The 25,432-nt window shown below is 49.8% G+C and carries 18 protein-coding genes; 9 read left to right on the top strand and 9 right to left on the bottom strand.

Annotated features, from left to right (window positions below):
• Positions 1-79: 79 nt before the first annotated feature.
• From prsR to Q399_RS0103060, 3 genes are read right to left on the bottom strand one after another with little or no spacing between them, the layout of a single operon-like run.
• Positions 80-1,468, bottom strand: a complete 1,389-nt coding sequence (prsR, locus tag Q399_RS0103070; protein ID WP_031565375.1) for a PEP-CTERM-box response regulator transcription factor — start codon at positions 1,466-1,468, stop codon at positions 80-82.
• A gap of 28 nt (positions 1,469-1,496) precedes the next feature.
• On the bottom strand, positions 1,497-3,521 hold the full coding sequence (gene prsK / locus Q399_RS0103065) for an XrtA/PEP-CTERM system histidine kinase PrsK (protein WP_031565373.1): 2,025 nt from the start codon (positions 3,519-3,521) through the stop codon (positions 1,497-1,499).
• A gap of 9 nt (positions 3,522-3,530) precedes the next feature.
• Entirely contained in the window at positions 3,531-4,370 is an 840-nt protein-coding gene (locus Q399_RS0103060) for a S1 family peptidase (RefSeq protein ID WP_211253152.1), read from the bottom strand.
• Between the two features lie 49 nt (positions 4,371-4,419).
• Here Q399_RS0103060 and Q399_RS0103055 point away from each other — a divergent pair, with 49 nt between their 5' ends.
• The 4 genes from Q399_RS0103055 (at position 4,420) to Q399_RS0103040 (ending at position 9,034) form a co-directional block, all read left to right on the top strand.
• Complete coding sequence (locus tag Q399_RS0103055; RefSeq protein WP_051685795.1) at positions 4,420-5,301, top strand: patatin-like phospholipase family protein; 882 nt, start codon at positions 4,420-4,422, stop codon at positions 5,299-5,301.
• Between the two features lie 156 nt (positions 5,302-5,457).
• Positions 5,458-6,336 carry a PEP-CTERM/exosortase system-associated acyltransferase gene (locus Q399_RS0103050; RefSeq protein ID WP_084164059.1) on the top strand — a complete coding sequence of 293 codons (879 nt, stop codon included), beginning with the start codon at positions 5,458-5,460 and terminating at the stop codon, positions 6,334-6,336.
• 67 nt (positions 6,337-6,403) lie between these two features.
• Entirely contained in the window at positions 6,404-8,062 is a 1,659-nt protein-coding gene (locus Q399_RS0103045; RefSeq protein ID WP_031565364.1) for an FAD-binding oxidoreductase, read from the top strand.
• A 144-nt stretch (positions 8,063-8,206) separates the two neighbouring features.
• Complete coding sequence (locus Q399_RS0103040; RefSeq protein ID WP_031565362.1) at positions 8,207-9,034, top strand: THxN family PEP-CTERM protein; 828 nt, start codon at positions 8,207-8,209, stop codon at positions 9,032-9,034.
• On the opposite strand, the gene Q399_RS22055 is transcribed toward Q399_RS0103040, so the two are convergent.
• The 3 genes from Q399_RS22055 to Q399_RS0103030 all read right to left on the bottom strand — a co-directional run bounded on the left by Q399_RS22055 (position 9,035) and on the right by Q399_RS0103030 (position 12,625).
• Complete coding sequence (locus Q399_RS22055) at positions 9,035-9,229, bottom strand: hypothetical protein (protein ID WP_157836215.1); 195 nt, start codon at positions 9,227-9,229, stop codon at positions 9,035-9,037.
• Between the two features lie 311 nt (positions 9,230-9,540).
• Entirely contained in the window at positions 9,541-12,297 is a 2,757-nt protein-coding gene (prsT, locus tag Q399_RS0103035; RefSeq protein ID WP_031565360.1) for an XrtA/PEP-CTERM system TPR-repeat protein PrsT, read from the bottom strand.
• Positions 12,298-12,370: 73 nt separating this feature from the next.
• Entirely contained in the window at positions 12,371-12,625 is a 255-nt protein-coding gene (locus Q399_RS0103030) for an acyl carrier protein (protein ID WP_031565358.1), read from the bottom strand.
• Between the two features lie 143 nt (positions 12,626-12,768).
• Between Q399_RS0103030 and Q399_RS0103025 the strand changes: the two genes are divergently transcribed.
• From Q399_RS0103025 to Q399_RS21370, 3 genes are read left to right on the top strand one after another with little or no spacing between them, the layout of a single operon-like run.
• Positions 12,769-14,310, top strand: a complete 1,542-nt coding sequence (locus Q399_RS0103025; protein ID WP_031565356.1) for an AMP-binding protein — start codon at positions 12,769-12,771, stop codon at positions 14,308-14,310.
• A complete protein-coding gene (locus Q399_RS0103020) occupies positions 14,303-15,562 on the top strand; it encodes a pyridoxal-dependent decarboxylase, exosortase A system-associated (RefSeq protein ID WP_245612811.1) in 1,260 nt (419 codons plus the stop codon). The genes Q399_RS0103025 and Q399_RS0103020 overlap by 8 nt, the downstream gene beginning before the upstream one ends.
• 45 nt (positions 15,563-15,607) lie before the next feature.
• Positions 15,608-17,050, top strand: a complete 1,443-nt coding sequence (locus Q399_RS21370; protein WP_051685696.1) for a right-handed parallel beta-helix repeat-containing protein — start codon at positions 15,608-15,610, stop codon at positions 17,048-17,050.
• Positions 17,051-17,107: 57 nt separating this feature from the next.
• On the opposite strand, the gene Q399_RS21365 is transcribed toward Q399_RS21370, so the two are convergent.
• From Q399_RS21365 to Q399_RS0103000, 3 genes are read right to left on the bottom strand one after another with little or no spacing between them, the layout of a single operon-like run.
• Positions 17,108-18,886: an alpha/beta fold hydrolase gene (locus tag Q399_RS21365; protein ID WP_051685695.1), complete on the bottom strand. Its 1,779-nt coding sequence runs from the start codon at positions 18,884-18,886 to the stop codon at positions 17,108-17,110.
• A gap of 20 nt (positions 18,887-18,906) precedes the next feature.
• On the bottom strand, positions 18,907-19,911 hold the full coding sequence (locus Q399_RS21360; RefSeq protein WP_051685694.1) for a GNAT family N-acetyltransferase: 1,005 nt from the start codon (positions 19,909-19,911) through the stop codon (positions 18,907-18,909).
• A complete protein-coding gene (locus Q399_RS0103000; protein WP_157836214.1) occupies positions 19,898-20,977 on the bottom strand; it encodes a sugar-transfer associated ATP-grasp domain-containing protein in 1,080 nt (359 codons plus the stop codon). The genes Q399_RS21360 and Q399_RS0103000 overlap by 14 nt, the downstream gene beginning before the upstream one ends.
• Positions 20,978-21,170: 193 nt before the next feature.
• Here Q399_RS0103000 and Q399_RS0102995 point away from each other — a divergent pair, with 193 nt between their 5' ends.
• Together Q399_RS0102995 and Q399_RS0102990 are read left to right on the top strand one after the other, a co-directional pair.
• On the top strand, positions 21,171-24,149 hold the full coding sequence (locus tag Q399_RS0102995) for an InlB B-repeat-containing protein (RefSeq protein ID WP_031565343.1): 2,979 nt from the start codon (positions 21,171-21,173) through the stop codon (positions 24,147-24,149).
• Between the two features lie 44 nt (positions 24,150-24,193).
• Entirely contained in the window at positions 24,194-25,321 is a 1,128-nt protein-coding gene (locus tag Q399_RS0102990) for a hypothetical protein (RefSeq protein ID WP_031565341.1), read from the top strand.
• Positions 25,322-25,432 lie beyond the last annotated feature (111 nt).

Here is a 25,432-nt window from a genome sequence, read left to right as displayed (position 1 = left end):
TATGCCATCAGATCAGCGCTGATTTATTGGCAGAAAAAAGCCAGCACTGAATGCTGGCTGTTTTTGTATCAGAACTATGTCACTGTTCTTCTGCGATTGCAGTTCCAGGCTGTTCGTTATCCTGTGGCCTTAAATCCAGCATTTTGTACTTGTCTATCAACGAGTAGAGAGTGGGACGTGTCACGCCGAGTAAATCTGCAGTTTTCGACAAGTTGCCGTTTGCAACGTTAAACGCATGACGAATGGCTTGTGTCTCAGCTTGTTCACGGACTTTGCGTAATGTCGGCAAAGTATTGGATTGATTCGATGCGACAAGGCCAAGATCTTCTGCGCTGATAAATTTCGTATCAGCAAGAATTACAGCGGACTTAAGTTTGTTTTGCAGCTCGCGGATGTTGCCAGGCCAACGATGCCCAAGCATTGCGTTGATGGCATCTTCAGTAAAACCTTGAATATTTGTATTAAATTCGGCATTAAACCGATGCAGCAAGGACTTAGCGATAATCACAATATCGTGGCCCCGATTTCGTAACGGGGGGATGTTAAGTGTGATTTCACTGACCCGATAAAACAAATCTTCGCGGAAGCTTTGTTCTGCAACCATTTCTGCCAGATTGCGGTGCGTGGCGCATATGACGCGAACATCAACTTCAATCTCCGAACGACCGCCGACTCTTTCAATGACGCGCTCCTGCAGAAACCGTAGCATTTTGGCTTGTAGCGCCAACGGCATATCACCTATCTCGTCAAGCATCAGCGTACCGCCATTTGCGGTTTCGATTTTGCCTAACGTGGTTTTATGCGCACCAGTAAAGGCGCCTTTTTCGTAGCCGAACAACTCACTTTCGAGCAGGTTGTCGGGGATTGAAGCACAGTTAATCGCGACAAAAGGTTTATCCGCACGGGGGCTTTGTTTATGAATAGCACGGGCGAACACTTCTTTACCGGTGCCGGATTCACCGAGCAAAAGCGTGGTAATTTCAGTTGGCGCAATCTTTTCGACCATCCGGCAGGCTTTTTGGATCGATTCACTGTTACCGATAATGTCTTGCTGTTTATATGCGGTGGCTTTGAGTACTCGATTTTCCGTTTCAATGTCGCTCAGTTTGAATGCGCGGGCGACAATCACATTCAGTACGTCAACATCGATTGGTTTTTGATAGTAGTCGTAGGCACCGAGTGAAATGGCCTGTAAGGCGTGTTCAGTGTCAGTGCTGCCAGTGATCACTATCACTTTGGTGTTTGGGTTATGCTGCAGGATCTCGGTCAGGCAAGCTAACCCCTCAGATGCATTGGTTGGATCAGGCGGAAGACCAAGATCAAGCGTCACCACTGCTGGTTCGTAGCGACGTAATTGCTGTAAAGCCGAAGCGCGGTCCTCAGCAAATACTACTTCATAATCAGTCAGACTCCATTTGAGCTGCTTCTGTATGCCAAGGTCGTCATCAATCGCGAGTAATGTTTTCATACAACATTCCGTGTATCAGTAAGATGGATTAGTGTAAAGGAAGCAAAATAGTAAAGGTAGTCCCTTGGTCAACCTCGCTATCGACGAGCAACTGTCCTTGCAGCTGCTGGACAAAAGTCAGTGCATCATAAGCGCCTATCCCCATGCCTGCATTGCCTTTTGTCGTATCAAAGGGTTTAAACAGGCGGTTTTGGATAAACTCCTGGCTCATGCCACAGCCTGTATCTGTAATTTTGATACAAAGATGTTGTTGCTCGCAATGCGCTGAGACTTCAACACGGCCGTCGTCCGCCGTCGCCTGCTGGGCGTTATCAATCAAGTGGTACAATACATTCGCAAAGCGCTCAGCATCTATTGTCAGCTGGCAGTCAGAATTTATCACCAATACCGGCTTAGGCAGGGTGCCGCTGCAACGCTCTTTGATTAATGCTTCAAGTAGCGCTGCGATGGCAGTTTTTTTGATATGTTCCTGACCGCTTTGTTTGTTGGTGAGCTGCGCCAGCATATTTTGTAATCGGCTCTGCATCGCTTCAATGGTAGAAAAAGCATCGTCGACGAATTCGGGGTTGTGCCGGTGTTTTTGCGCATTTTTCAACAGCATATCGATTTGCGCCTTTACATTCTTTAAATCATGGACGACAAATGCAGACATCCGGCTAAACGCGACAAACTGCGCGTTCTCAGACAACGCTTTACTGGCTTCATCCATAAACAGATAGCTGGCGATTTGTTCGGTAACGGCATTGAGATAATCACGTAATTCCCAGTTTAGCCGTAATTTTTCATTCACCATGCAATGCAGCAGGCAAAAACCCCAAAGCTGGTTATTCTTCAGAATGGGGATCAAGATACTAAAAGAAGGAACTTGATTCTCCATCACGTTACTGAGTTTGGCGACGACAGGATCTTTTCTGTCACTGAAGTCTAGCAGCCACTGCTTGTTTTTCTGTTCAGCGGCCACAAGTGACAAGGCCTTTTGTTCGGTTTCAGCAAATGTAAGTTGGCCCTTGCTTGCCAATGGTTGAAACTGGTCATGTTGTAATTTCACCAGAACACCATGACTGTAGCCGATTGCGCGACACCAGGCATTCAGACAGACTTGCGCGGTATTTTCCCGAGCAAACTCAATTTGTTTCAATTCGCGGGTTAATTCAACCCATTTTTCCCGATAATCAAAGGTGTTAGCAAAAAAGTGTTTTTCAATAAAGACCCGGCCTTTGCGGCGCAAACCATCGGAAAAAAACAAAGTACCAAGCACTGCGGAACCAATTACGACAAACACCACCTGCAACAAAGTTGTCCAGTTGCCGCCGATATAACTCAGGTAATAGCCAACAACCGCCAGCAAGCAAAGATAGATTCCTGCAGCCAATACCAAAGAACTTTGCAGAACTATATCTCTGGACACATAGACGTTAATGCCCCAGGACTTCACCCGTTTTACCGCGACCACCAAAAACGGCAGCATAAATAAATGGATAAAACCACGCGCTTGCCAAGTTTGCTGGTTAATTTTGCTCAGAAGAGCCGCCTCGGCGAGCAAGTAGAAATCAAGCAGCAGGCAAATACCGATAGCGATAATCAACGGTTTAAACTGCCACTTTTGCGCGCCGGATTGCCGGTACAAGGTTTCGACCATTGCCAGCATGGTGATCACCAGCAATAAAGTCCCCATCAGACGCAATCCTGCTGTATTAATCACAAAACTTCCAAACAATAACCAGCTGAGCAGAATGCCAAGTGTCAGGCGAACTTTTTTAACTGCAAACCATTGGCGCAGTGGAATATCTGTCTTGCTTAGTGCAGAGAGCAGAAACATCAGCAGAAAAGATTTTTGAATCGTTTCAATAGCAAAAGAAGTGTCTGACACAAAGGTCAGTTGTTGGCTAGTACCGTTGAAAATTGCCCAAAATACCGAAAACAGCGTAAAAGCCGACAATAACGATTTTTGTGAGGTCTTATTGCGAACAGTCAGTTGCAGAGCAAAGAACAGCAAATAACCGAGCGCAGCGAGTAGAAATCCGGTTTGACCCGGAGACAATTCAATAAGCATAACACGGCCTTAAGGTTGGATTTGTTGCAACAGCTGATGCAGGTGTTTTACCGGGATCGCATATGAAATGCCACTGGGATCACTTAACACTGCTTCTTTTGACTTTTTAATCAACACCATGTTGATAATACCAACTACTTCACCATTGTCCTGGCGATACAACATGCTACCGCTGTTACCCGGATATGCGGTGCCGTCCAACTGATAAATCAAAAAGGGATCCCGCATTTGACGCAAGCTCGCTGCGCTCAAGGCCTGGCTATGATCCGCCGGGATGACTATAGGTGTGACAGCGCTTAGCAACGCCCGGTGTGTTGCAGGGTATAGTCCTAGGACGCCGGTGATCGGATAGCCGGTAAATGCCAGTTCGGTTCCCTCGGCGATGTATACGGCCTCAGCTAATTTGACTGGTGGCAGCTTCTCATCAATTTCGAGCACAGCCAGATCATGCCTGGCATCTGTGCGTGTTTGTTTAATCGGATGGATGCGTGGTTGTTGACCATGGCCCGATAACACAACATAAGCTTCGTTCTTGGTAATGTCTGCCGGGGTACTAACCACGTGGAAATTCGTCACCACTAAGTTACCGGGCCCAGTAACAAAACCTGATCCCAGCAGTTTTAAGCGTGGGGCTGCGGTTGGATTATACAAAGCAATTGCGACTACAGAAGGTTTTACCTTAGCAATTAAAGCAGGTAGGTCGTTTGCTGCGTGGGTTGGTATAAACATATTTAGTATCAATAGTTTAACTAATATAACCCAACGGCTGTGTTTTGAAAGTTCCATCAGTGGCAGGCTCAATCCATACTGGACTAAAATCGAATTAGCATCTTTATCAAATTGGTACATACTGAAACTCTCAGTTCAGTGGCAGATGCGCGATGTCTTGGTGGCCAGTATGACACAACTGCAATCACATGAAATAGTGCCGATTTTTTCCGGCGGCGGGACCAGACTGCCTTGTTATGTCGGGATACTAAAAGCTCTGAATGACCTTAATCTGGATTTTCGCAGTCTGGTCGGGGTGTCTGGTGGCAGTATTGTTGCGGCCATGGTTGCTGCCGGCAAATCGATTGACCAAATGAAGGACCTCGCGCTGCACACCGATTTTAAACAGTTTCGTGGCTTCTCTTTGATGAACTTAATTCGCACAGGCGGCTTGTCCAGTGGTGATAATTTCGAACGCTGGATGGACGATCAGCTGGCTGGCGCGCGCTTCTGTGATTTGGTACTGGATTTACACGTACTGGCAACTGATATTAACGGCGGTGGCCCGGTTGTGTTTAACAAAGCCCGGACTCCTCAGATGAAGGTGTCTGAAGCAGTACGGTATTCAATGTCGATTCCGTTACTTTTTTCGTTTAAGACTTTCGAGAATCATGTTATGGCTGATGGCGTCATTCTGGCCGAAGATGCATTGCATCAGGATTGGTCCGGGCGCAATGTGCCGGTAGTTTGCTTCCGGCTGAAAAGCGAAGGTGAAGATAAACCGATCAGCAGACGTAGACTATTTCCGTTAGTTTCATATATTCTCATGTTAATTCAAACATTTATGAACGCTATGTCGCGTGAGTACGTACATGCTCAATATTGGCATAACACGGTGCTAATAAACACCGGCGATGTTTCGTCGGTGGATTTCGGGCTGTCGGTGGGGAAAAAAGAGGAACTTTTGCGACAAGGCTATGATACAACGATGCAGGTGATTCCACACAAACTCGGCTGGATTTGCACAGAGCTTGGTGCAAATCAAAGAGAACGGTGTTTTGGATTGTCATAGCGTCTGCATTTTCTATACTAGAAATGGATTTTGTATCAGTTGTAACAGGTGCAGGAACAAAGACACAAGTGACTGCTAAGGCATAAGGAAAGAGCGTTGCGCCGCTATGGCGGGTGACAATCTCAGTTGAACATTGAGGATATTGCCAGGTTTTTTATGAAGCATTTAAAGAAATTACAAGATCTGCCAATCGTCGGGAACCTGGTAAAAAAGGCCATCGGAGTGATGGTCAGCAATAACGCGAGTAACATTTCCAAGCATTTTTCTCAGTTTTTGCAGCCGCAGCTGGCTTTGACCGAAGAGTTGAAACAAAAAGTCTACAATGTGCGGCATCAGGTCTATTGTGAAGAGCTTAAGTTTGAAGCAGAGCGACCTGACAGAGTTGAGGTGGATGATTTCGATGCTCATTCCATTCACTGCTTTGTCAAACATATGTCTTCCGGCAACATGGCCGGAACGGTACGTTTGATTACGTCATCAAACGATACTGAGCTGTTACCTATCGAAAAATTCTGTATGCATTCTATCACTGACCGTGAGTTCAGTCCGGCAGCCTTTCCACGCAATAAAATTTGTGAAATCTCGCGATTAGCAGTTCTTGAGCAATTCCGCCGTCGTGAAATAGATAAGTTTAAAGGCGCAGCAACTGGTGCGATTAACGTCGAAGCATATTCTGAAAATGAACTGCGCTGTTTCCCGTATATCGCGATTTGTCTGTACTTTGCTGCTGCATCGACCGCATTCCACGCTCACAAAGAACATGCTTTTGTCATGATGGAACCACGCCTGGCCCGCAGCCTGGCGTTTGTCGGTATCAAGTTTCATCAGATCGGCCCGGTAATCGAATATCACGGCCGGCGAGCGCCGTTCTACATCAATAAACCGATGTTATTTGACGGTCTTTCACCAGGTTTTAAACGCTTACTGAGAGAAATTGAAAAATCATTGGCTAATTCAGTGAAAGAGCACGGATTTGTCAATGGTCCGTTGGAACCAGTGAAAGAGACGACAAAAATTATTTCCGCGCAACATTAAGCAAGGTTGCGGGATAGAGAGCGGCAGTCACAACGACTGCCGTTTTTATTGATTCAAGGAGCAGAGGATGAATGCAGAACAGATTGATATCAGCGCCGCAATTAGACAGTGGCAGCTTTTACTCGGTGATGAATATGTTGTTACCGACAAGCAAAGTCTGGATCTTGCTGGTGTTGCGACTTTGCCCACCCATTCGTCTATCCTCGCTATATTACGACCAGCTAAAAAGCAGGTCGCTGCGACGGTCGCTCTTGCCCGGGAACATGGGATCCCGCTTTACACCATTAGTTCGGGCAAAAACTGGGGGTACGGCTCGCGCGTGCCAAGTTCAAAAAGCGCCGTGTTGTTGGACTTGCGGCGGCTGAGCGAGATCTCTGATTACGACCCGGCGCATCATCTGGTCACCGTCGGTGCCGGGGTTACTCAACGCCAGCTCGCTGACTTCCTCAAAGCGCAGGGCGACATTGACTGGATGGATTGTACAGGGTCACATCCGGATTGCAGTATTGTCGGTAATACTGTAGAGCGAGGCTTTGGTCATACTCCCTATGGCGAACACGCGAATTTTATCGGATCTATGGAGGTTCTGCTGGCAGACGGCAGGGTCATCAAAACTGGTTTTGGTCGTTTCCCTGGGGCAAAAGCCAGTGGCATGTATAAGTGGGGGCTGGGACCGGCGCTGGATCAGCTGTTTTTGCAATCGAACCTTGGCATCGTGCTGAGTATGACTCTCTGGCTGATGCCGAAACCTGAAAAGTTTGTGGCATTTTACCTGTCTGCCGCCAGTGAAGACGCTCTTGAACAAATTGTTGCGGCACTGGTGCCGTTAAAGCGAAGCGGAGTAATCACCAGTCTGCCTCACATCGCCAATGCCTTCCGGGTGTTAGGTGGGATGCAACAGTATCCCTGGCCGCTATTTGGCTCTGGGGCAATTCAATATCCTTTACCTGGTGGGTTCGCAGAACAACTTAAAAAACAATGGCAAGTCGGGACCTGGAATGTCTCGGGCGCTTTATATGGCACCAAGGAACAAGTTGCTAACGCCAGAACACAGGTCCGCAAAGCGCTCAAACAGGTCAAAGGTGCGCGCCTGAACTTTATCAGCGATGAACTCCTGCGGTTCATTGAGATTTTTCAAAAGCCAATCGCCTTTGTAACCAGAATGGATCTGCCTGGCATGTTGAAGGTGTTAAGACCCGTGCATGACATGATGAAAGGGCAGCCTAGCGCGCAGTTTCTAACCAGTTCTTACTGGCGGATGAAGCAAGCGCCGGATGGTCAGTTTGATATGGATAAGGATGGTGTCGGTTTAATCTGGAGCGCTTTTGTCGCTCCGGCAGACCCGCACAACGCCAGAGAGTTGATGAAAATAGTCGAGCAGGTTCTGCCGGCTTATGGCTTTGAGCCCGCCGTGACTCTGACTCTGCTAAATGAGCGTTGTATCGACGCAGTCGTTAGTATTTCCTTTGATAGGGCCGCGATAGCGCCAAATGGGAAATCCTGGGATGAGCAGGCGGTACAATGCCGGGACCAGCTTTATCAGACAATGTTTGAAAAAGGCTTCTATCCATATCGTACCGATGTAAACAAAATGGCAGAGATGACTCGCTTTGGTGACACCACCTATCTGAGTGTTCTGGACGATTTGAAACAGGCGTTAGATCCAAAAGGAATTTTGTCACCGGGTCGTTATATCGCGGAACCGTCAAAAAAATTTACAGAGTGAAGTGTGCTAGATGTCGAATATCATGTAAATCATTGATAAGTAATTAAAAATAAAGTTGGCACATGATTTGCTTTGTATTTGTCAGTAGTAGTTTTAGCCTGACAGTCACTGGTAAGGCAGTTAATAATACAAGGTGGTAGTAAAATGAAATTCAAAACTCTTTTATCAGTAAGCGCTCTGTCAATCGCGACGTTTATTGGTTCTGCACAAGCAGCAATCATCCCTGCAATGGACTTTGCAACTCAGTCTGGCTGGTTAGCTGACGGTGTAAATTCTTCAAGCAAACAAGCTAATGGCACTGTGTTTGACTGTGCTGCTGGCACGACAGATGCTGCAAACGGCTGTGGTTTAACTTTCACTGGTGCGGCTGGTCTGCCAAACGCCTATGATACAGTGACCTGGGGCTCATCAAACGCAAAAAGCGGTTTAAATATCGTTTCTCAGGCTGGTACTCTGGTTACTAACGGTGATTGGGTTCAAACCGGTTTAATCACCCACTCAAACAAAACAATTCTGGCTGGTTCGCGTTCACTGTATAAGTTAGATCTGGAAACTCTGTTCACACTGGTGAACCCACCAGTTGGTTCTAAAGCAGCGACAGTTGGCATTCAGTTCAATGAAACGCCAAACACTTCTAACCCGGCGAACTGCCCAATTCCACAACTGTCTGGCACTGGTTGTGATGATACATTCCTGATTAAACTGAATCTGCCAGCGATTAAATTCGTTGTAGCAGGCCCAGAAGGCAAAGAACAATACACTATCTCTTTCAAACTGAACCCACTGTCAGGTGTAACTCAGTCAGTCGTAAACCCAGATGGTTCTATCGTACTGGTTACCACCGAAGGTACAGTTAACCAGCTGGAACTGTTAGCACAACTGACTATGTCAAAAGTTTCTGCGCCAGCTACAGTAGGTATGTTAGGTCTGTCACTGATTATGTTAGGTTTGCGTCGCCGCAACAAACAGTAATTAACCGCAGTCACTGTGGTGAATATAAAGAACCGGGCTAACGCTCGGTTTTTTTATGTTTGAAATCTCAGGTCTACTGGAATCTTTTTCACCTGCACCTGCACCTGCACCTGCACCTGCACCTGTGCCGTGCTTCAATTGGTGAGTTGTGTCACCGCAAAGTGTGTTTGGGGTTTCGCTCTGTTTTAATTGCATGCCTGATTTACCACTACGGATGAGTGCTCCCGTAGAATCCTGCAGTCTTTTCTGGCCAGAGGTTTTTGCTCTACGCGAGTGGCGCCATGTCAGATGTCTGCATAGCGAAGGTTGGCAAGATGTTTGAATAAAAGTATAGCTGCGCACACGTAAATGGGGCTGCTCATCAAATTACTTGATGTTTTGGTTAATACGACAAAGGCCCTGACAAATACCCCACTAAGAGAGAAAAGTGTTAAAGACTGTAAGCGCAAGCATTGCCAAAGAAAAAGGCTGCACTTGGCAGCCTTTGATGTTGAAAGACTACTGAGTTAGTTCAATTTGGCTTTCAATGCGTTTACTTGTGCCGCCGAAATAGACTTATCACCAGTGATCTTGTCTAAAATGGCTTTTGCCTTGTCTTTCTCACCTTTTTTGATCAGGGCATCAGCGTAATTCAGTAAGACTGATGGATGATCTGGCCGGACTTTCAGTGAATCCTCTAAACGTTGGATTGCCTGGTCGACTTTTCCTGATGCAAGCAGAACGGCACCATAAGTATCCAATACGTCCGGATTACGTGGAGCCAGTGTCATGGCCTTTTCGATATGAGTTGTTGCTTCAGTTAATTTATTAGTTTCCAGTAAGGTCCAGGCCAGATTATTTAGTACTGCCACGTTGTCCGGTTCTTTAGCCAGCAACTGACTGAACACCTCAATAGACTTTTCCTTATCGCTTTTCAGTAATAAATTGGCATAGAACAGCTGTAACGGTCCGTCATTCGGTTTAGTAGTAAAGTGCTGTTCAACAAACTGCTTAGCTTTATCAAGGTCCCCGGCGCGCTCGTAAGTATCGGCAATCATCAGGGCCGCCATCGTAGACTGGCTTTGCTGATAGCTTTCGTTCAGTGCAACAAGAGCTTCTTTCGGCTTGTTATCTGCCAATAAAATGCGACCTTTGATAAATTGTACATCGGCTTTACCGGCGTCTTCAGCTGGCAAGGTTGCCAATAGCTTTAATGCTTCAGCGTGTTTACCATTTTCTGCCAATAACTGTACCTGAGTGCCGAACAACACTTTGTCGTCTGGCGATTTTTTTAACTCTTCGGTGGATACAGCCAAAGCTTTTTCAATTTGTTTATCCAAAATCAGCGAACGGATATAGCTGTAAACAGATTCGCGTTCTGCCGAGTTCAGCTGGTACCACTGCTCAGCGACAGCCAAAGACTTTTTAATATCTTTATTAGTCACCCGCTCATGTTCAATCAACAAGGCCCAGTGCAAGGCATGACGTTCAGCAACAGGTTGTTTGCCCTCTTCCAATACCTGCAATGCTTGTTCTTGTTTTTTCTGATCAACCAGCATGCGGGCGAACAAAACCGCCACGTTGTAATTTGAAGTGTCAGATTTGTATAAAGTTTCAGTACGTTTAAGCGCAGGGCCGTCAGCCTCTTCGCGGGTCAGGGAATAAAACTGCTCTAATGCCGGCAAATAGGCCGGATGTTTGTCCAGCAGTGTCGTCAAAGTAGCCTTGGCTGCTGCAGAGTCTTGCTTGGCCTGCTCCGATACCGCTTTCAACAGATAGGTAAATGGTAAATCGCTGTTCGCTGCTACAGCATCTGCAATGTACTTCAGCGCTTTATCATCTTGCTCTTGTTGCAGTGCAATGAAAGCCAGCATATTCAGACCCTGAACTTTCATCGCTTCGTCATTTAACCATTCACTGGCTAGGGCTTCAGCTTCCTTGAATTTACGTTGTTGCAGATAAGCTGAAGCCAGTAGTAACTTGGGTTGTTGCTCTTTAGGCGCTAGCTTTGCAGCTTGCTCCAATAGTTGCAGACCCTGCGCTTCCTGACCTGGGATCCCAAGTTTGATAGAACCAATGGCAATCAGGTCTTGTCCAGATTTTTCCTCTCCACCTGCTTCGTATTTATTTATCAGCTCTTCGGCGGCGCCATTGGCGCGTTGTTTCAATAACTGAAATGCTGTGGCTGTCACCAGTTGCACGTCATTGGAAGCCGATTCATTTTTCAGGATTTGCTGCTGAGCGACGTCGGTATTACCGCTTTGTAGCTGCAGCGCAATATATAGTTTCTGTGCCGGCGGGTAACTGTGCAGTTCACCGCGTACTGCCTGCAAATGATTCAACGCTTGATTGGACAAACCCAATTGGGAGGCTGCAAGCGCTGCCATCACCCTGGTGCTGACCGAACTAAGACCTGAATTGATGGCTGTTTCACTGTATTCCTTCGCTTTTTGGAAATCTTTCGCCTCAAATGCAATGACTGACTTCAGATAGTTAGCCAGTGGTTGTTTCGGGAAAAGTTTCAGTAATTTATCGAGCTCAGCGCTGGCTTCAGGAAATTTGTTCTGCGCGACAAAAGTCTGAGCTAACAACAGACGAGCCTGGTGGCCAGACGGATTCAGTTTGAGGTATTGCTGAAAGCTGGCAACTGAAGCATCAAACTGCGCCAGAATATTTTGTAGTTTTGCTTTTAATAGTAAACCTTCGCGGAACAAAGGGTTATCTGAGGGAATGTCGTTTAGTGCAACCAGCGCAGTATCGTGTTTACGGTCCATAATCTGCAGTTGTGCTGATGCCATAGCTTTGATACCGGCATCATTATTTGTCGACAAGGATTGCAGTTCAGCTTTTGCGTCGGCCGCTTCTGATGCTTCAATGGCTGATAGTGCCTGATACAACCGGATGTAATCCTGATTGAGTGGGGTCAGCCCGGTTTCTTTGCCAAGACTTGCCAACTCGGGGAATTGTCCGGCCAGAAAAAATGCCTGCGCCATTGGTAGAGCCAGCTCGTTCAAATCGGCGCCAAATTCTTTAGCTCTTTGTAGTTCTTTGCTGGCTGACAGACCGTCACCTACTTGCAAATAAATCTGACCTAATGTCAGCCGGACTTTGGCGTTCTCCGGCTCCTGCTGCAGCGCCGATTTCAGTTCAATCACTGCTGCCGGATATTCTTGTTTACTGATAAAATTCTGCGCGTCTTGCAGATGTTGTGCAGCGTCTTTTTTGCCACAACCTTGTGTGACTAATGCTGCCAGAATGCAGCTGACCAGAAGTGTTTTTTTCATTTGTTTAATCCTTTATACAGCGATGGCCGAACTTAGATGCCGGTCGTGTTGTTAATTGTCAGATTGGCGAAGCTTAATTTAATTTTTCCAGTAAAAATTGGTACAGCGAAGCTGTGCTGCTGAATAGCTCAGCGCTGAGTTCGGCATCGTCAAACACGATGTCAAACTGGTCTTCCAGCAAGGTCAGAATGGTCATAATACTGCTGGAATCGAATTCAGGGATGGCCCCGAGCAATGGCGTTTGTGGGGTGATTTGCTGGTGTGGCCCCAGGACGCTGCGCAGAATTTGTTCCAGCATCTGCCAGGTCTGAGTTTGTTGGTCCCTCATTGTCAACTCCAATGGACATCAGATATTTGCTCAATGTACTCTACCACAGATTATTTAACGGCAAAGTGTTTTGCCGCCGGAAAAATCTTGCCATTAATCAGTGAAATGGCTTGTTCCGGAGTGGTGAACTAACTGGACTTGGCATGGTGCAAACGGATTCTCTGCATGGCTTATTGATGCTGGCTGCTAAGCGCTGGCCAGATCATCCGGCGCTGGAAGATTTAACCGGCAGCCTGAGCTTTGCGCAAGTGTTGGCCGAAGTAGGTCAACGGCGGCAACAACTGGCGAAAGCAGGATTAGCAGCCGGGGACCGGCTGTTATTGTTGTTGCCTAAACAACGTGAACTGGTGATTGACCTCTTTGCCACGTGGAGCCTCGGCGCTATCGCCGTACCGGTACATCAGGGCTTGAAGCTGCAGCAGCTGCAGCATATTGTTGATGACTGCCAGCCGAAACTGTTGAGTATGTCACCGGTGCGCCGTCAGCAACTGGCGTCCGATTTATTGTTACCAACAGGTACAGCCTGGTTTGAACCAGACACAGCTGGCAACCCCCTGACAAATCAGCAGCTGCAAGATAGCTCCGGATGCAGCAGCTTGCCGGCTGCAATTTTATATACCTCAGGCAGTACAGGCCTTGCCAAAGGCGTAGTGGTGACGCAGCTGAATTTATTGTTAGGTGCGATGTCAGTCAGTCAGTATCTCCAGTTGCAGCAACAAGATGTGGTGCTGGCACTGCTGCCATTTAGTTTTGACTATGGTCTTAATCAGCTATTAAGTGCCTGGGCTGTTGGTGCGACAGTGGTGCTGACTGATTATTTGTTGGCGCAGGATGTGGTGCGACTGGTGCGTCAGCACCAGGTTACGGTTTTGGCGGCAGTTCCGCCGCTGTGGTCAGCTCTGGCACAGGCGAAATGGCCGGATAACAGTGCTGACAGTCTGCGGTTATGGACGAACTCCGGCGGCGCTATGCCAACAGTGCTATTAAATCGCTTACAACAGCTGTTTCGCCAGGCGCGTCCTTACCTGATGTACGGCCTGACCGAGGCGTTTCGCTCTACTTACCTTGCGCCTGAAAAATTGGCAAGTAAGCCTGATTCTATCGGTCAGGCGATCCCATTTGCTGATGTGCGGGTGCTACGGCCTGATGGCAGTGAATGTGACGTTGATGAACCCGGTGAGTTGGTGCACCGTGGGCCGCTGGTCAGTCTTGGCTACTGGGGCCGACCCGATGTGACAGCAGAGCGCTTTAAGCCAGACCCTTTATTGCCGTCTGAGGTGCTGCAAAGACCTGCTGCTGTGTGGTCTGGCGACCAAGTCCGCCGTGATGCCGAGGGCGACCTGTTTTATATTGGCCGTTTAGATGAAATGCTTAAATGTTCCGGGATCCGCATCAGTCCGACTGAGATTGAACAGCAGTTTTATGCGTTAGTGCAGAATGTGACAGATGCGGCCGCAATAGCGGTGCCGCTTGCCAACGCAGATAATGCGGTGCTGTTGTTATTCAGCTCTATGGTTGTACAAGACTGCACGGCCATTATGGCTGCACTGAAGCAAGCGTTGCCGGTTTATATGCAGCCCAAAGCGATATTACAACTCGAACAATTGCCAAAAACCGTCAATGGTAAACTCGACCGTAAGCAGTTAAGTCTCACTTATAAGGAATATTTCAGTGCCGGTGAGTGACAAAGTAGACAACAGTCAGCTCAGTGCTCAGCCGCAGTTGGGCGCAGCGCTTAGTGCTTTTTCCTGTGTGGATGGCATGCTCTGTATTGGTGGCAAAACCCCGGCACAAATCTCGGCAATGCTCGATGCCGAAGTGTTTTACGCTTACGACCGAGAAGCTCTGCAGTGCAAAGTTCAACGTCTTCGGCATATGCTGCCGGCCACAGTGAAGCTGCATTATGCGGTGAAGGCCAATCCGTATGGGCCTGTGGTGCGGCAAATGGCAAGTCTGGTTGATGGCATGGACGTGGCGTCCCGACGTGAACTGCTGCTGGCGTTACAAAGTGGCATGCCGGCTTCGCACATCAGTTTTGCCGGCCCTGGTAAAACCGATTCTGAACTTGCAGCTGCGATTGCCGCCGGTTGTGTGGTGCATCTGGAATCAGCTACTGAAATGCGCCGCCTGCAGCGGCTTTGTCTCACCGCAAATACGACGGCGCAGGTTGCGCTTCGTATCAATCCGGAATTTGAACTGAAAGGTTCTGGCATGAAAATGGCCGGCGGTGCGAAAGCTTTTGGCATTGATCAAAGCCAGGTATTTGCGCTGCTTGATGAAGTTCAGCAAGGCCCCTTGCAGCTCATCGGCTTTCATTTGTATTGCGGCTCACAGAATCTGCACGCCGATGCCATTTTGCAAAGTCAGCGGCAAAGCCTGCAGTTGCTGACGCAATTGCGGCCTTTATGCCCTGATCTACGCTTTTTTAATCTGGGCGGTGGTTTTGGCGTGCCGTATTTCCCGGCCGATAAGCCATTAGATCTCGATGCGGTCGGTGCCGGCATGCACGGCCTACTCAATGAGTTCGCCGCGACCATCGCGGGCCTGGAGATTGTGCTGGAACTGGGGCGTTATCTGGTGGCTGATGCCGGCGTTTATCTGAGTCGTGTCATTGATATCAAAACATCGCATGGCAGTACTTTTGTCGTGACTAATGGCGGTCTGCATCATCATCTGGCTAATTCCGGCAATTTTGGTCAGGTGGTGCGGCGTAATTACCCGGTGCTGCTGGCCAATAAACTCAATCAGCCGGTAGCCGGGCCGCTGCAGGTGGTGGGGCCACTGTGTACGCCGCTCGATGTGTTGGCGGACAAAGTGTTGCTGCCTGAGCCTGATATCGGCGATTGGTTTGCGGTGCTGCAATCGGGGGCTTATGGTGCCAGCGCCAGCCCACAAGGTTTTTTAAGTCACGGTGCTGTGGCTGAAATATTATTATGAAACACTGGGCAGATGGTTTGGTGGTCGGCTGCAGCGGAGTCCTTGATGCGTAAGTATTTTTATTGGTGCGGAGTTCTTGCTAATCTCGCTTTTCTTGGAGTTTTTCTGATTTGGGCGCGCAGTATTTATTGGCTCGGCTTGCCATTGCCGCTGTATAGTCAAAAAGTGGCGGCAGACCTTAGAGTCAATTATCCGAGTGTGGCTTTTGTCGCGCCATTGTTTGATTTTTTCGGCAGTTTTGAGCAAAAAAACTATTACTTCCGCGAACTGAACCCTACCAAGTGGCACGGTGCCGGTGCGCATCCGGATTTTACGCCAGCGCAGCAAGGCGAGCTTGTTGTTGTGTCCGACACCGATAGTCTGAAAAAAGCCCTGAGCAGTGCCAAACCGGGTCAGCAAATTATGCTGGAACCCGGTGTCTATGCTTTTGAACGTACCTTTGAAATGCGTCAGGCTGGCACGGCGGAAGCACCTATCCGGCTGACCGGCCGGCGGATGCATCAGGTGCAGTTGTTGCTCAAAGGCGAGGGGCTGTTGTTATTGGCTCCGCACTGGCAGTTTGAAAACATCAGTTTTATCGGCAATTGCGACACTCATGACAGCTGTCAACATGCGCTGCATATCAGCGGCAGAGCCAGCGATGTGCTGATCCGCAATAACAGCTTTCGCGATTTTAACTCCGCCATCAAGGTCAACGGCCTGAAGGGGAATTATCCGGACCGAGGCCTGCTGGTCAATAACACGATTTACAACACCAGCCCACGCAAAACCAAAGGCCCGGCCACGCCTGTTGATATTGTCGCCGCGAACAATTGGGTCGTGCGCGCCAACTTTATCTTTGATATCCAGAAAAGCGCTGGTGATGAAGTCAGTTACGCAGGCTTTATCAAAGGTAATGCCAGTGGCGGTGTGTTTGAACGCAATCTGGTGATGTGTGAAGCCAATTTAAAAGGCGGCCGCCATAATGCCCTTGGTTTGTCATTTGGCGGCGGCGGTACTGGCGCGGCTTACAATCGCGATGGTGTCACTGGCACTGAAACCACCGGTGGTGTCATGCGTAACAATATTATTCTGCATTGCCCGAATGATGTCGGCATTTATCTGAACAAAGCCAAAGACAGCCTGCTGGAAAATAATATCGTGTATAACACGGTCGGTGTGGATGTGCGTTACAGCCAAAGCAGCGCAAAGCTTGTCAATAACGTGATTAGCGGCCGAGTTAATAACCGTGAGGGCGGCCAACATCAGCTGGATAGCAACCTGATTGTGGCGCGCGGGTTTTTCACCGGCCGCGATGAGCTCAAAGACTTTTTTGCTGCACCGGATTTAATGGATTTCAGCTGGACGCAAGCCTATCCGGAGCAACCGGCAGCGCAGCGCAATGCCGATGGCAACATCAGTGATTTTTGTGGCGCCATAGTGCAAAAACCATACTTAGGCGCTTTTGCCGGTGAAGAGTTTTGCCACAAGTCTGCTAAGAACCCCTGACAGCCCTGCGTGCACAGCTGCGGCTGTCGGCGAATGCGCAGGCGTCAGTCTGCTGATTCAGGCTGCCAGCCGGCGCAGAAAGTTAACTGATGCCTGCATCAGCACAGCCAAATGACCTTCGCCGCTGAGAGTGTGATTGGCACCAGCAATCTCCAGACAGTCAGCTTGCTCTCTGAGGTGCTGAAGGTCTGCACGTTTGAGTAGTTCAGCACACTCAGCCGCGGTTAAATCAGCACTGCTGAGGGTAAGATGCACCGGTACTGACATGCTCTGCCAACGCTCAATAGCTTGCAGTACTGCCTGATCCGGGCTGAGCGCTGGCAAGCCATGCGGTTTCGAATCCGGCTCTGCAAGCTTTTCAGTTGTTTGTTGGTCGAAATGGTGCTCAGCAGCACTGGCCTGCAAAAAGCGTTGCAGTGAAGCAATACTGGTTGTGAGCTTGAGCCTGCCTGTCAGTAGTTTTTGCCAGAACTCTTTGCTAACAAGTCGCTGTAAATAATAAAACTTCAACATAGTGCGGGCATGGTTTTGCTGCAACCGGCACCAGGGATTGAGCAACAACAAGGCGTCAGGCTGCAGTACATGGCTTGCCAATAAAGCCGCTGTTGCGCCATCACATAAACCAAACAAAACAACAGGCCGGCGTTTGCCAAACACGCGTTGCAGTTCAGCCGGTAGCGCCGTCAGATAACGGGCGTGGTCGATAAAGTCGCCGGCAGAGCCTTCGGCATCGCCAAAACCCGGAAAATCAAAGCGCAGGCTGGCGAAGCCTGCTTGTTGCCAGTGCCACGCCAGTTGCTGCTGCATGCGGTGACTACCAGCCTTGGTCTGCGCGCCGCCGTTCACCATCACAATCAGCAAATCCGACGCCGCCGCAAGGTAAATGCCCAGGCTTTGTTTGCCACACAATTGCAGCGGAATGATTTGGGGTGCAGTAATATTTGCCGTAATGACTGTTGCGATGCTTCGAGTGATTGCAGGCGTGACACTTTTCGCTTTGCTTGTAGGGCTGCTTTTTGCCGCGAAGCCCCTGAGCACTGCGACAGTTGCATCCAGCAAAGCCTGATTATCAACCGGTTCCTGACTCAGCCAATAGGGTTGACCGTTCAAAGCCTGCATCAACAATTCGGGATGATTTTGTTGCAGTTTGAGACTGGCCGGTGAGAGTTGTCCGCTCAGCGTGGATTCAAACCAATACAACTGACTGACATCGGCCGGTAGCTGACTGTTTAGTGCCAGAGCTTCTGACTGCAGCGACAGCGGGATCTCATAGCCTGCGACATACAAAGTCTCTGCCGGGATGGTAGCTGTGTTTGCAGCCGACGCGTCAGCCTGGCCGCCAGGCTCGCCGAATTGTTGCAGACGCTGTAATTGTTGCCAGAAGCGCCTGGCATCCAGTTGTGGCTGCCAGAGCATGACCTGCCCAAATGGCAGGATCTGTCTGATGTCACTCAGCCAGTCCAGTAGGAGCGCCGCGCCAAAGCGGCAACCCAACACATGCACCTGCTGATATCCGGCCAGCTGTGGCAAAAAGCTCAGCACATCCTGCCGCCATTGTTGTAGCGAAATGTTATGAAAATCACCTTCGCTATCGCCGGTGCCGTAAAAATCTGGCAAAAAACAGTCGATGCCTTTACCGGAGGTTGCAGCAGTATCTGTCGTGACAAGCATGGTGGCGAGGGTGGCAAACACCCGACGACAACAATTCATTTCCTCCGCAAAAGGCGGCAATATCAACAGCGCCGTACTGTTGTTCGCTGCACGCCAGTGCGTCAGCAACCACAGCCCTTGTCCACCCTGGATGTATTCGGCATCCAGCGTGAACCTTGACGTCATGGCACTTTGCTGATTTGGGGTCAAAGTTTGCTCCGAAGCCGTTGTAGCCGGGTTTTGAGACACAGCGCGACATAATGCAGCAAGCTAACAGGATTATTCAGTCTGAAAGCAGTCACCCGATACAGCGGGCTGCAGCTGTCCATCCACTGCGCTTTATAGTCATCATCGCCGGTCAGAAAGTCCAGAGTGTGCACCTGGTCCTGATTCATCACATAATCTGCCAGCGCCGCGGTGAGCACAGTGCCGGGTGAAAGGGCGTCAAACTGCTGATCCTGTGCCAGTTTGTAAATAGCAGCAACGCCGTCAGCAACCAGCCAGCATTGCACTGCGATCGGCTGTTCCGCGATATACAAGACGCCCAAGCGCAGCGTACCTTCATCTGAGCCCTGCTGTAGCAAGTGATTTATAAAATCCGGTGTTGGTTCGGCAGGCTTCCAACTGCGTTGGTAGACTTGCCAGTAAGCCTGAAGCAAAGATGCATTAATCTGCGTAGTAATGCTGATCGTGGCGCCAAGCTGGTCAAGTTTTTTCTTTTTTCGTGCAATGGTATGGCGCAACTGCGAACTGCGTTTTGGCCAATAATCTGTCGTCGATGCCTGCCAGTTTTGACTGATTGGCAACGCAATCAGGCCCCAGCCCGGAAGTCTGGCGGCCCGCAACAGCGCAAGCTCTGAGGCGTTGACCGGTTCCAGCTGCAGTTGCCGGCATTTGGGCAAATGTGCCGTCAGCTGCTGAAAACATTGCCGCCACTGTGCTGCATTTGCCGGCGGTGTTGGTCCTAAGGCACAGCTGTAATAGTTACTGAGGCTTTTGGTTTGTTGACCGTGGACGTCTGAATACAGTGCCAGTTGCCACTGGCCGGGGGCGTCTGCGCCTGATCCCAGATAAAAAAAATCGCGTTCTGTAAGCCCAATAAACCGCGCCAGCGCCTGATACCAAAGGCCCCGTTGCTGCCATGGCTGCTGCGGGGTCCTGACTTGGCTGGTCTCAGCTTGCTGCTGAAGCACAGCCTCAGGCTTTGCCATAGGCCTCTCGCAATTTACGGTCCAGTCGTTTTAGTGGCACATTCATCCGGGTCGGGCCAATCTGATCCGGCCGGACATTCAGTTCAATCATTTTTGGGCCATCAATCGCAATTGCGACATCAACGCCCGCAAGATGCACATGCGGAAAAGCCCGCAGCGCCTGACCGGCCAACTGCAGACATTCCTGCCAATAAGGCAGCTGCACGCCGGCGATTTGCGCACCAGAGTCCGGATGTTGCTGCAGCAAACGCCAGGGTTCTTGTTTGTTAAAACCAAATTCTAACCGACCCGTGGCAAGATCGACCGGGCAGGACAGGCCGCCACTACTTGTGTTGTCAACCAGGCTGCCTTTTTGACCGACGCGTAAAAAGGCGCAGGCAACTTCTGTGCGATCCGGTAGCTGATAAACCCAAATGCGCAGTGTGTTGACCGACTGCGGATGAAACTGGGCAACGACCGGGTGTTGTTCCAGATAATGTTCAATAATGTAACCGTCCGGGTTCTGCCGCGCTTGGTCCCACCAGTGCTGTAGCGTGGTGACAGCGCCGCTGAACGGATGTTCAAACCAGACGTCGTCTGCGTCAGCGCAGACTTTAAAGGCAGAAAAGCCGGCACCACCAAAGCCTTCGACCGGTTTCAAACAAATTTTATGACCAGATAATAACAAACAAAGCTGGCGGAAATCGGCATAGCTTCTTAGCGGCGAGCCTGACGCGCAAACGCCGGACTGTTGATGTAAAAACGCAATAAATTCAGGTGTGGGGACTTGTTGCAGTGTCAGAACTGCCTTCTCAACGACCTTGTGCTGAGAGGTTTTCTGATAAGGCAAAGCGTTCCAGCGGTCAATCAAGGCGTTGTATTCTTTGCGGTTAGCATGTTCCCATTTGTCCGCAAACGCAATCTCCGGCCGCCAAAACCGGCTTTGCAAATACGAGCCCGGGCCTATCCCCCGGATGGCCAACAATAGGCTCATCTCCAGCAACTGACGCCACTTGGGTAACTGTGGTTCTTTCAGTAGGTCCAATGCCTGCCAGCAGCGACGGATATCATGGATAACTTTTGTCAAAACAGTTCCTTGTAAGCACAGCACATTGATCTGCGATATTAACTGAAGTGAAGGAAATTGAACAGGCAGCATGCGGTCGTGCACGATAGGGTGTCATTAAGTGATCGCCTGACTAAACTTAATCGATGACGATCGGGTCAATACCCCTAACGCTGTGGCATAATAAGACTGGAATCAAGCATCGGAGGGAAGGATGACAAGGCTATTACTGAATATTGGACAGCTACTGCTCGCGCTGACGTTGTTGGCTGGCTGTGGTGGCGGTGGTGGCGCGGAGTCAACACCGGCACCAACTCCGGTGGTTACTAACAAAACGGTGCAGCTGACCATTAATGGCACAGGAACAGTCCGTATCAGTGACGGCCAGACTTGTCAGCAAAGTTGTACCTTAACGGTCAGTAGTACCAGTCTAGAATTGACGCCACAGGCCGCCGAAGCCAGTCAGTTTGACAGCTGGCAGCAAGATTGCACCGGCACAGGCAGTTGCCGCCTGGATTTAACGACAGCGACCTCAGCCAAAGTAGTTGCCAGCTTTGTCCCTCGCAATATTGATATCCGGCTGAACTCTCAGGCCGGGGGCAGCATTGATTACAGCAGTGGTACTATCCGGGGTTCTTGCAGTGACAGCTGCACAGCAACCATTCCTTATGGTGCAACAGTGCTTTTGCAAGCTAAATCAACAACCTATCATGACTTCGCTGGCTGGGTGAATGTCTGCAGCAGTACTGCGAATACAGCAAGCTGTGAGATTGTTGTTCGTGAGCCTGTCAGTCTCACAGCAAAATTTGTGAACCAGCAGGTTGATTTGCGAATTGTCGTCACTGGACAAGGTGAAGTTGGCAGTGCTGCGCTGGCAGCGCCGTGCCGTGGCGATTGTACTGCCAAAGTCAATGCCGGCAGCGAGGTTGAATTAAACGCAGTTGCGGATGCCGGCCAAAGTTTCAGTGGATTCAGCGAGCCATGTTCTACGGCTACGCCCTGCAAACTGACTATGGATGCCAACAAAACCTTGAGTGCCGGTTTTGTCGCTGACCAAACAGCTGACAGTGCCAACTATATTGTGATCAGCAATCCGACCGAACAAGCTATTACGAATCTGCCATTGCAGTTTGCCCGGCCTTTTGTCGAAGGCGAAATCACCCAATTGCCGCAGCTCAAACTTGGCGAACAACTGTTAACTACGCAGGCCGATGTTAAACAGCGTCATGCCGATGGCAGCGTGCGCCACGCCATCATCAGTGTGGTAGTACCGCAAATCCCTGCCAGCGGTAGTGTCAGGTTGCAGGTTGTCAATCAGGCGCCATTATCCAACCAATCCGGTTTGACTCCTGAACAAATGCTGGCAGATGAGTTTGATTTTGACGCCCAAATCAAAGCAACCTTTGCCGAGAATCAGATCCAAACACGCTCGGCGCGCGACATGCTGAGCAAGGGCAAGTTCAGCTATTGGGTGCAAGGCCCCGTCGCCACCACTGTGTTGATTGCCGACCACAGCGTAGAGCGCACTGCTGATTTTGGCAGTGATGCCCACAGGTCCGTGCGACCGATGTTTTACGCCACTTTCTGGCCATCTATCAAAAAAGTGCAAGTGCGTTTTATCGGTGAAATCACCAATACACAGGCTTTGCAGGACCAAAGTTACGATTTAACGCTGTCCGGCGGCTGGAAAAACCCGCAGCAGTTATATCAACAAACTGCCGTGCCGCATCAGGCGATGACACGCTGGACCCGCCAATTCTGGCTGGGCACCGCGGTACCAGTGGTGTCACTGAATCATCAGCTGGGTTATCTGGCACGCACAAAACTGATCCCAAATTTTGACACCAGCCGGATAATTCCGGAGTCCACAATCATTGCCCGATACAAATCCTGGCAAACGACGGACAGTAGCTTATACGGCGGCGGCCATTGGCAAAAAGCTATGGCAACAGCTGGCGGACGTCAGGAAATTGGCATGTATCCGGCCTGGACTGTACGTTGGTTGTACAGCGGGGATTGGCGTTTGACCGAGATTGCAATGCGCCACGCGGAAATGAGCGGCGGCTGGCCCTATCATGTGCGCGAAGGCGACCCGGAGCGGACTTTTGATGAAGCCAACACGGTTTCCGGGCTTGGCCGTATTTTATCGATTAATCAAGGGGGCCGGCCAACAGCCTGGCTGACACGGATTGACTGGCACGAAATTGTCGCCAAAGACAAAATCATTCCGGTAGCAACGCTGGGTTCTACGCGCTGGAACCCCGATGTAGGACACCATCCGGATATGAGCTCTGCGCAATACCTGCTGACTGGTGACTATTATTTCCTCGAGCAAAGCTGGTTCTCTGCTGCGTTTACTTCAATGGACAACAATGCCACGGCCAAAAGCAGTACGCTGGGAAGGGGCCCAACCGGCAGCGAGGGTGCCTTGTATTCAAATGAATCGCGGGCACAAGCATGGGCATTTAGAACCCGGGTGCACACAGCATCTGTCACACCTGATGGACTGCCGGAACGGCTGTATTTTGAGACTTTGACGCACAAAGCGCTGGCGATATGGGAAGGTTTGTTTAACGTGCAAAATCCCAATCAAACCTATCCGGATCTGTGGAATTTTGCCCGTAACACTATAGCGCCAAAAGAGTTCCCGTATAGCAAAGGTGTGCCCTCGCCGCTGGGACAATGGGGACACGGAACTTTGCGCAGCTCAACTTATACGGATGAATTTTACGATTACAGCAAAGCGGCGGCTGGTTCCTCGCCCTGGATGGCACATCTGGTGATTCTGGCGCTGGGTCGTGCTGAAGAGCTGGGCTATCCGGCGGGGCCGATGAAAGCTTATGTGGGACGGATGCTGACCGGGCCTGCTGCCGAGCCGGATTTTGCACTCGAACTATTATCTGCTTACCGGCAACCAGCAATCCGCCAACCGGATGGCTTATGGTTTGACAGCTGGCTACAAGTGCAGGACGCCTATCTGCCGGCATTTCGTGATGAGACCATAGCAAGATATAAATCTCCGACAGTAATTGATGAAGAATTTGGTTACGACTCAGTTGTCTGGGGAACTTCATCTTATTTGCATGACCTACCCGGCGGAGAAAAAGTTTGGTCGTATTATGATGATAAGCTTAAAAGTAATACTGGTTTCAACAGTAGTCCGAAATGGGCGATTCGACCTCGGAAAAAATAACTGCTTGCAGGTCAATGAGATGAATGTTGAAAAAGGATAAGTAGGTGACGGAACAACAACACAATGTGGATGGACAATACAGCAGCAAGCTGATTGAGCCTGAGATGCTGGTGCATTGGACTGATCCGAATTCGGCACTTTGTGTACGCGATCACTGGGTATATCGTTATCACTACCAAACCGGCACGTTAAGTAAAGTTTGTCGCATACCACCGCAGCAGCCCAGCTTCAGCGGCCGCTTAAAAGACGCATTGGCGCGAAGCTCTCTGCTGCAATGGCTGCGACCAACGGCAGGGCTTGGTCATGTGCATCAGACCCGCGGCGGCGATATAGTCATTATCTATGATCGAATTTATCTGTATCCTGCGGGGCAAAACAGCATGATGGCCCATGCCCAGGTCAGCATGTTGACACCCAAGGCGGCGGCACCGCTGCGGGGGGGAATTGCCGAACACGGCGTCAGTGGCAAGTTGTATTACGGCGAATACCTCAATGGCCACAGCAGAGATATCCGCGTCATCTGCTTTGACCCGGCGACGCAGCAGCAAAAGGTCTGCTGGCAATTCAGCCGCAGTGAAATCAAACATGTGCACGCCATTCATTACGACCCATTCCGTAACCGGCTGTGGTTATGCAGCGGTGACACCGATGCGGAGTCGGCGATTTATTACACCGACGATGAATTTAACACTTTGTATTGCCTGGGCCGTGGTAGTCAAAAGTGGCGCGCTATTGCACTGTGGTTTGACGACACAGGCATTGAGTGGGGCATGGATGCCGGTAAAGACGCACCGGCTGAGGCGCTGAACCAGCTATACAGAGTGGAGCTTGACGCGAACGGCGCAGCGGCAGGAGAGCCAGTGTTATTGCAACAGGTTGGTAATCCGGTGTATGCCGCGCTTACCGTTGCAGATGGCAGTGTCTGGCTACAAACCACTTTTGAGCCGGGCCGCTTGCAGTCCACGCCGGAAGCGGCAGCGTTATGGCATCGCACGGCCGACAGCAGCTGGCAGCAGCTGCTGAGTCTGGATTACCAGCATCAGCCGCGGCGTGGTGTCAGCAAATATGGTTATCTGCTGTTGCCTAAAGGCACAGCTCCGGCGGGCAAGTTACTGTATTCGCCGGTGAATTGTCAGCAGGGCCATTATGGACTGTATTTACTGACGTATTAAAAAATCCAGTTAACAATCAAGAATGCCAGATAGTATTTGCAAATCAGAAATTAAAACTATGCTTTTATAGATAGGGTCCGCAAATTTCGAACTGATTTTTTGTAGAATTGG

The sequence above is a fragment of the Rheinheimera texasensis DSM 17496 genome, assembly GCF_000711985.1.
GTDB classification, from domain to species: domain Bacteria; phylum Pseudomonadota; class Gammaproteobacteria; order Enterobacterales; family Alteromonadaceae; genus Pararheinheimera; species Pararheinheimera texasensis.
Note: the sequence above shows the minus strand (reverse complement) of the source record. Positions and strands in the feature narration are given on the sequence as shown.

What these genes read in the sequence shown, in the direction of transcription:
- Q399_RS0103040 (WP_031565362.1), top strand. Translation starts at nt 8,207, where the DNA reads ATGAAATTCAAAACTCTTTTATCAGTAAGCGCTCTGTCAATCGCGACG.
- Q399_RS0103055 (WP_051685795.1), top strand. Translation starts at nt 4,420, where the DNA reads ATGACACAACTGCAATCACATGAAATAGTGCCGATTTTTTCCGGCGGC.
- Q399_RS0103045 (WP_031565364.1), top strand. Translation starts at nt 6,404, where the DNA reads ATGAATGCAGAACAGATTGATATCAGCGCCGCAATTAGACAGTGGCAG.
- Q399_RS0103030 (WP_031565358.1), bottom strand. Translation starts at nt 12,625, where the DNA reads ATGAGGGACCAACAAACTCAGACCTGGCAGATGCTGGAACAAATTCTG.
- Q399_RS21370 (WP_051685696.1), top strand. Translation starts at nt 15,608, where the DNA reads ATGCGTAAGTATTTTTATTGGTGCGGAGTTCTTGCTAATCTCGCTTTT.
- prsK (WP_031565373.1), bottom strand. Translation starts at nt 3,521, where the DNA reads ATGCTTATTGAATTGTCTCCGGGTCAAACCGGATTTCTACTCGCTGCG.
- Q399_RS21360 (WP_051685694.1), bottom strand. Translation starts at nt 19,911, where the DNA reads ATGGCAAAGCCTGAGGCTGTGCTTCAGCAGCAAGCTGAGACCAGCCAA.
- Q399_RS0102995 (WP_031565343.1), top strand. Translation starts at nt 21,171, where the DNA reads ATGACAAGGCTATTACTGAATATTGGACAGCTACTGCTCGCGCTGACG.
- Q399_RS21365 (WP_051685695.1), bottom strand. Translation starts at nt 18,886, where the DNA reads ATGACGTCAAGGTTCACGCTGGATGCCGAATACATCCAGGGTGGACAA.
- Q399_RS0103025 (WP_031565356.1), top strand. Translation starts at nt 12,769, where the DNA reads ATGGTGCAAACGGATTCTCTGCATGGCTTATTGATGCTGGCTGCTAAG.
- prsR (WP_031565375.1), bottom strand. Translation starts at nt 1,468, where the DNA reads ATGAAAACATTACTCGCGATTGATGACGACCTTGGCATACAGAAGCAG.
- Q399_RS22055 (WP_157836215.1), bottom strand. Translation starts at nt 9,229, where the DNA reads ATGCAATTAAAACAGAGCGAAACCCCAAACACACTTTGCGGTGACACA.
- Q399_RS0103060 (WP_211253152.1), bottom strand. Translation starts at nt 4,370, where the DNA reads ATGTACCAATTTGATAAAGATGCTAATTCGATTTTAGTCCAGTATGGA.
- Q399_RS0103050 (WP_084164059.1), top strand. Translation starts at nt 5,458, where the DNA reads ATGAAGCATTTAAAGAAATTACAAGATCTGCCAATCGTCGGGAACCTG.
- prsT (WP_031565360.1), bottom strand. Translation starts at nt 12,297, where the DNA reads ATGAAAAAAACACTTCTGGTCAGCTGCATTCTGGCAGCATTAGTCACA.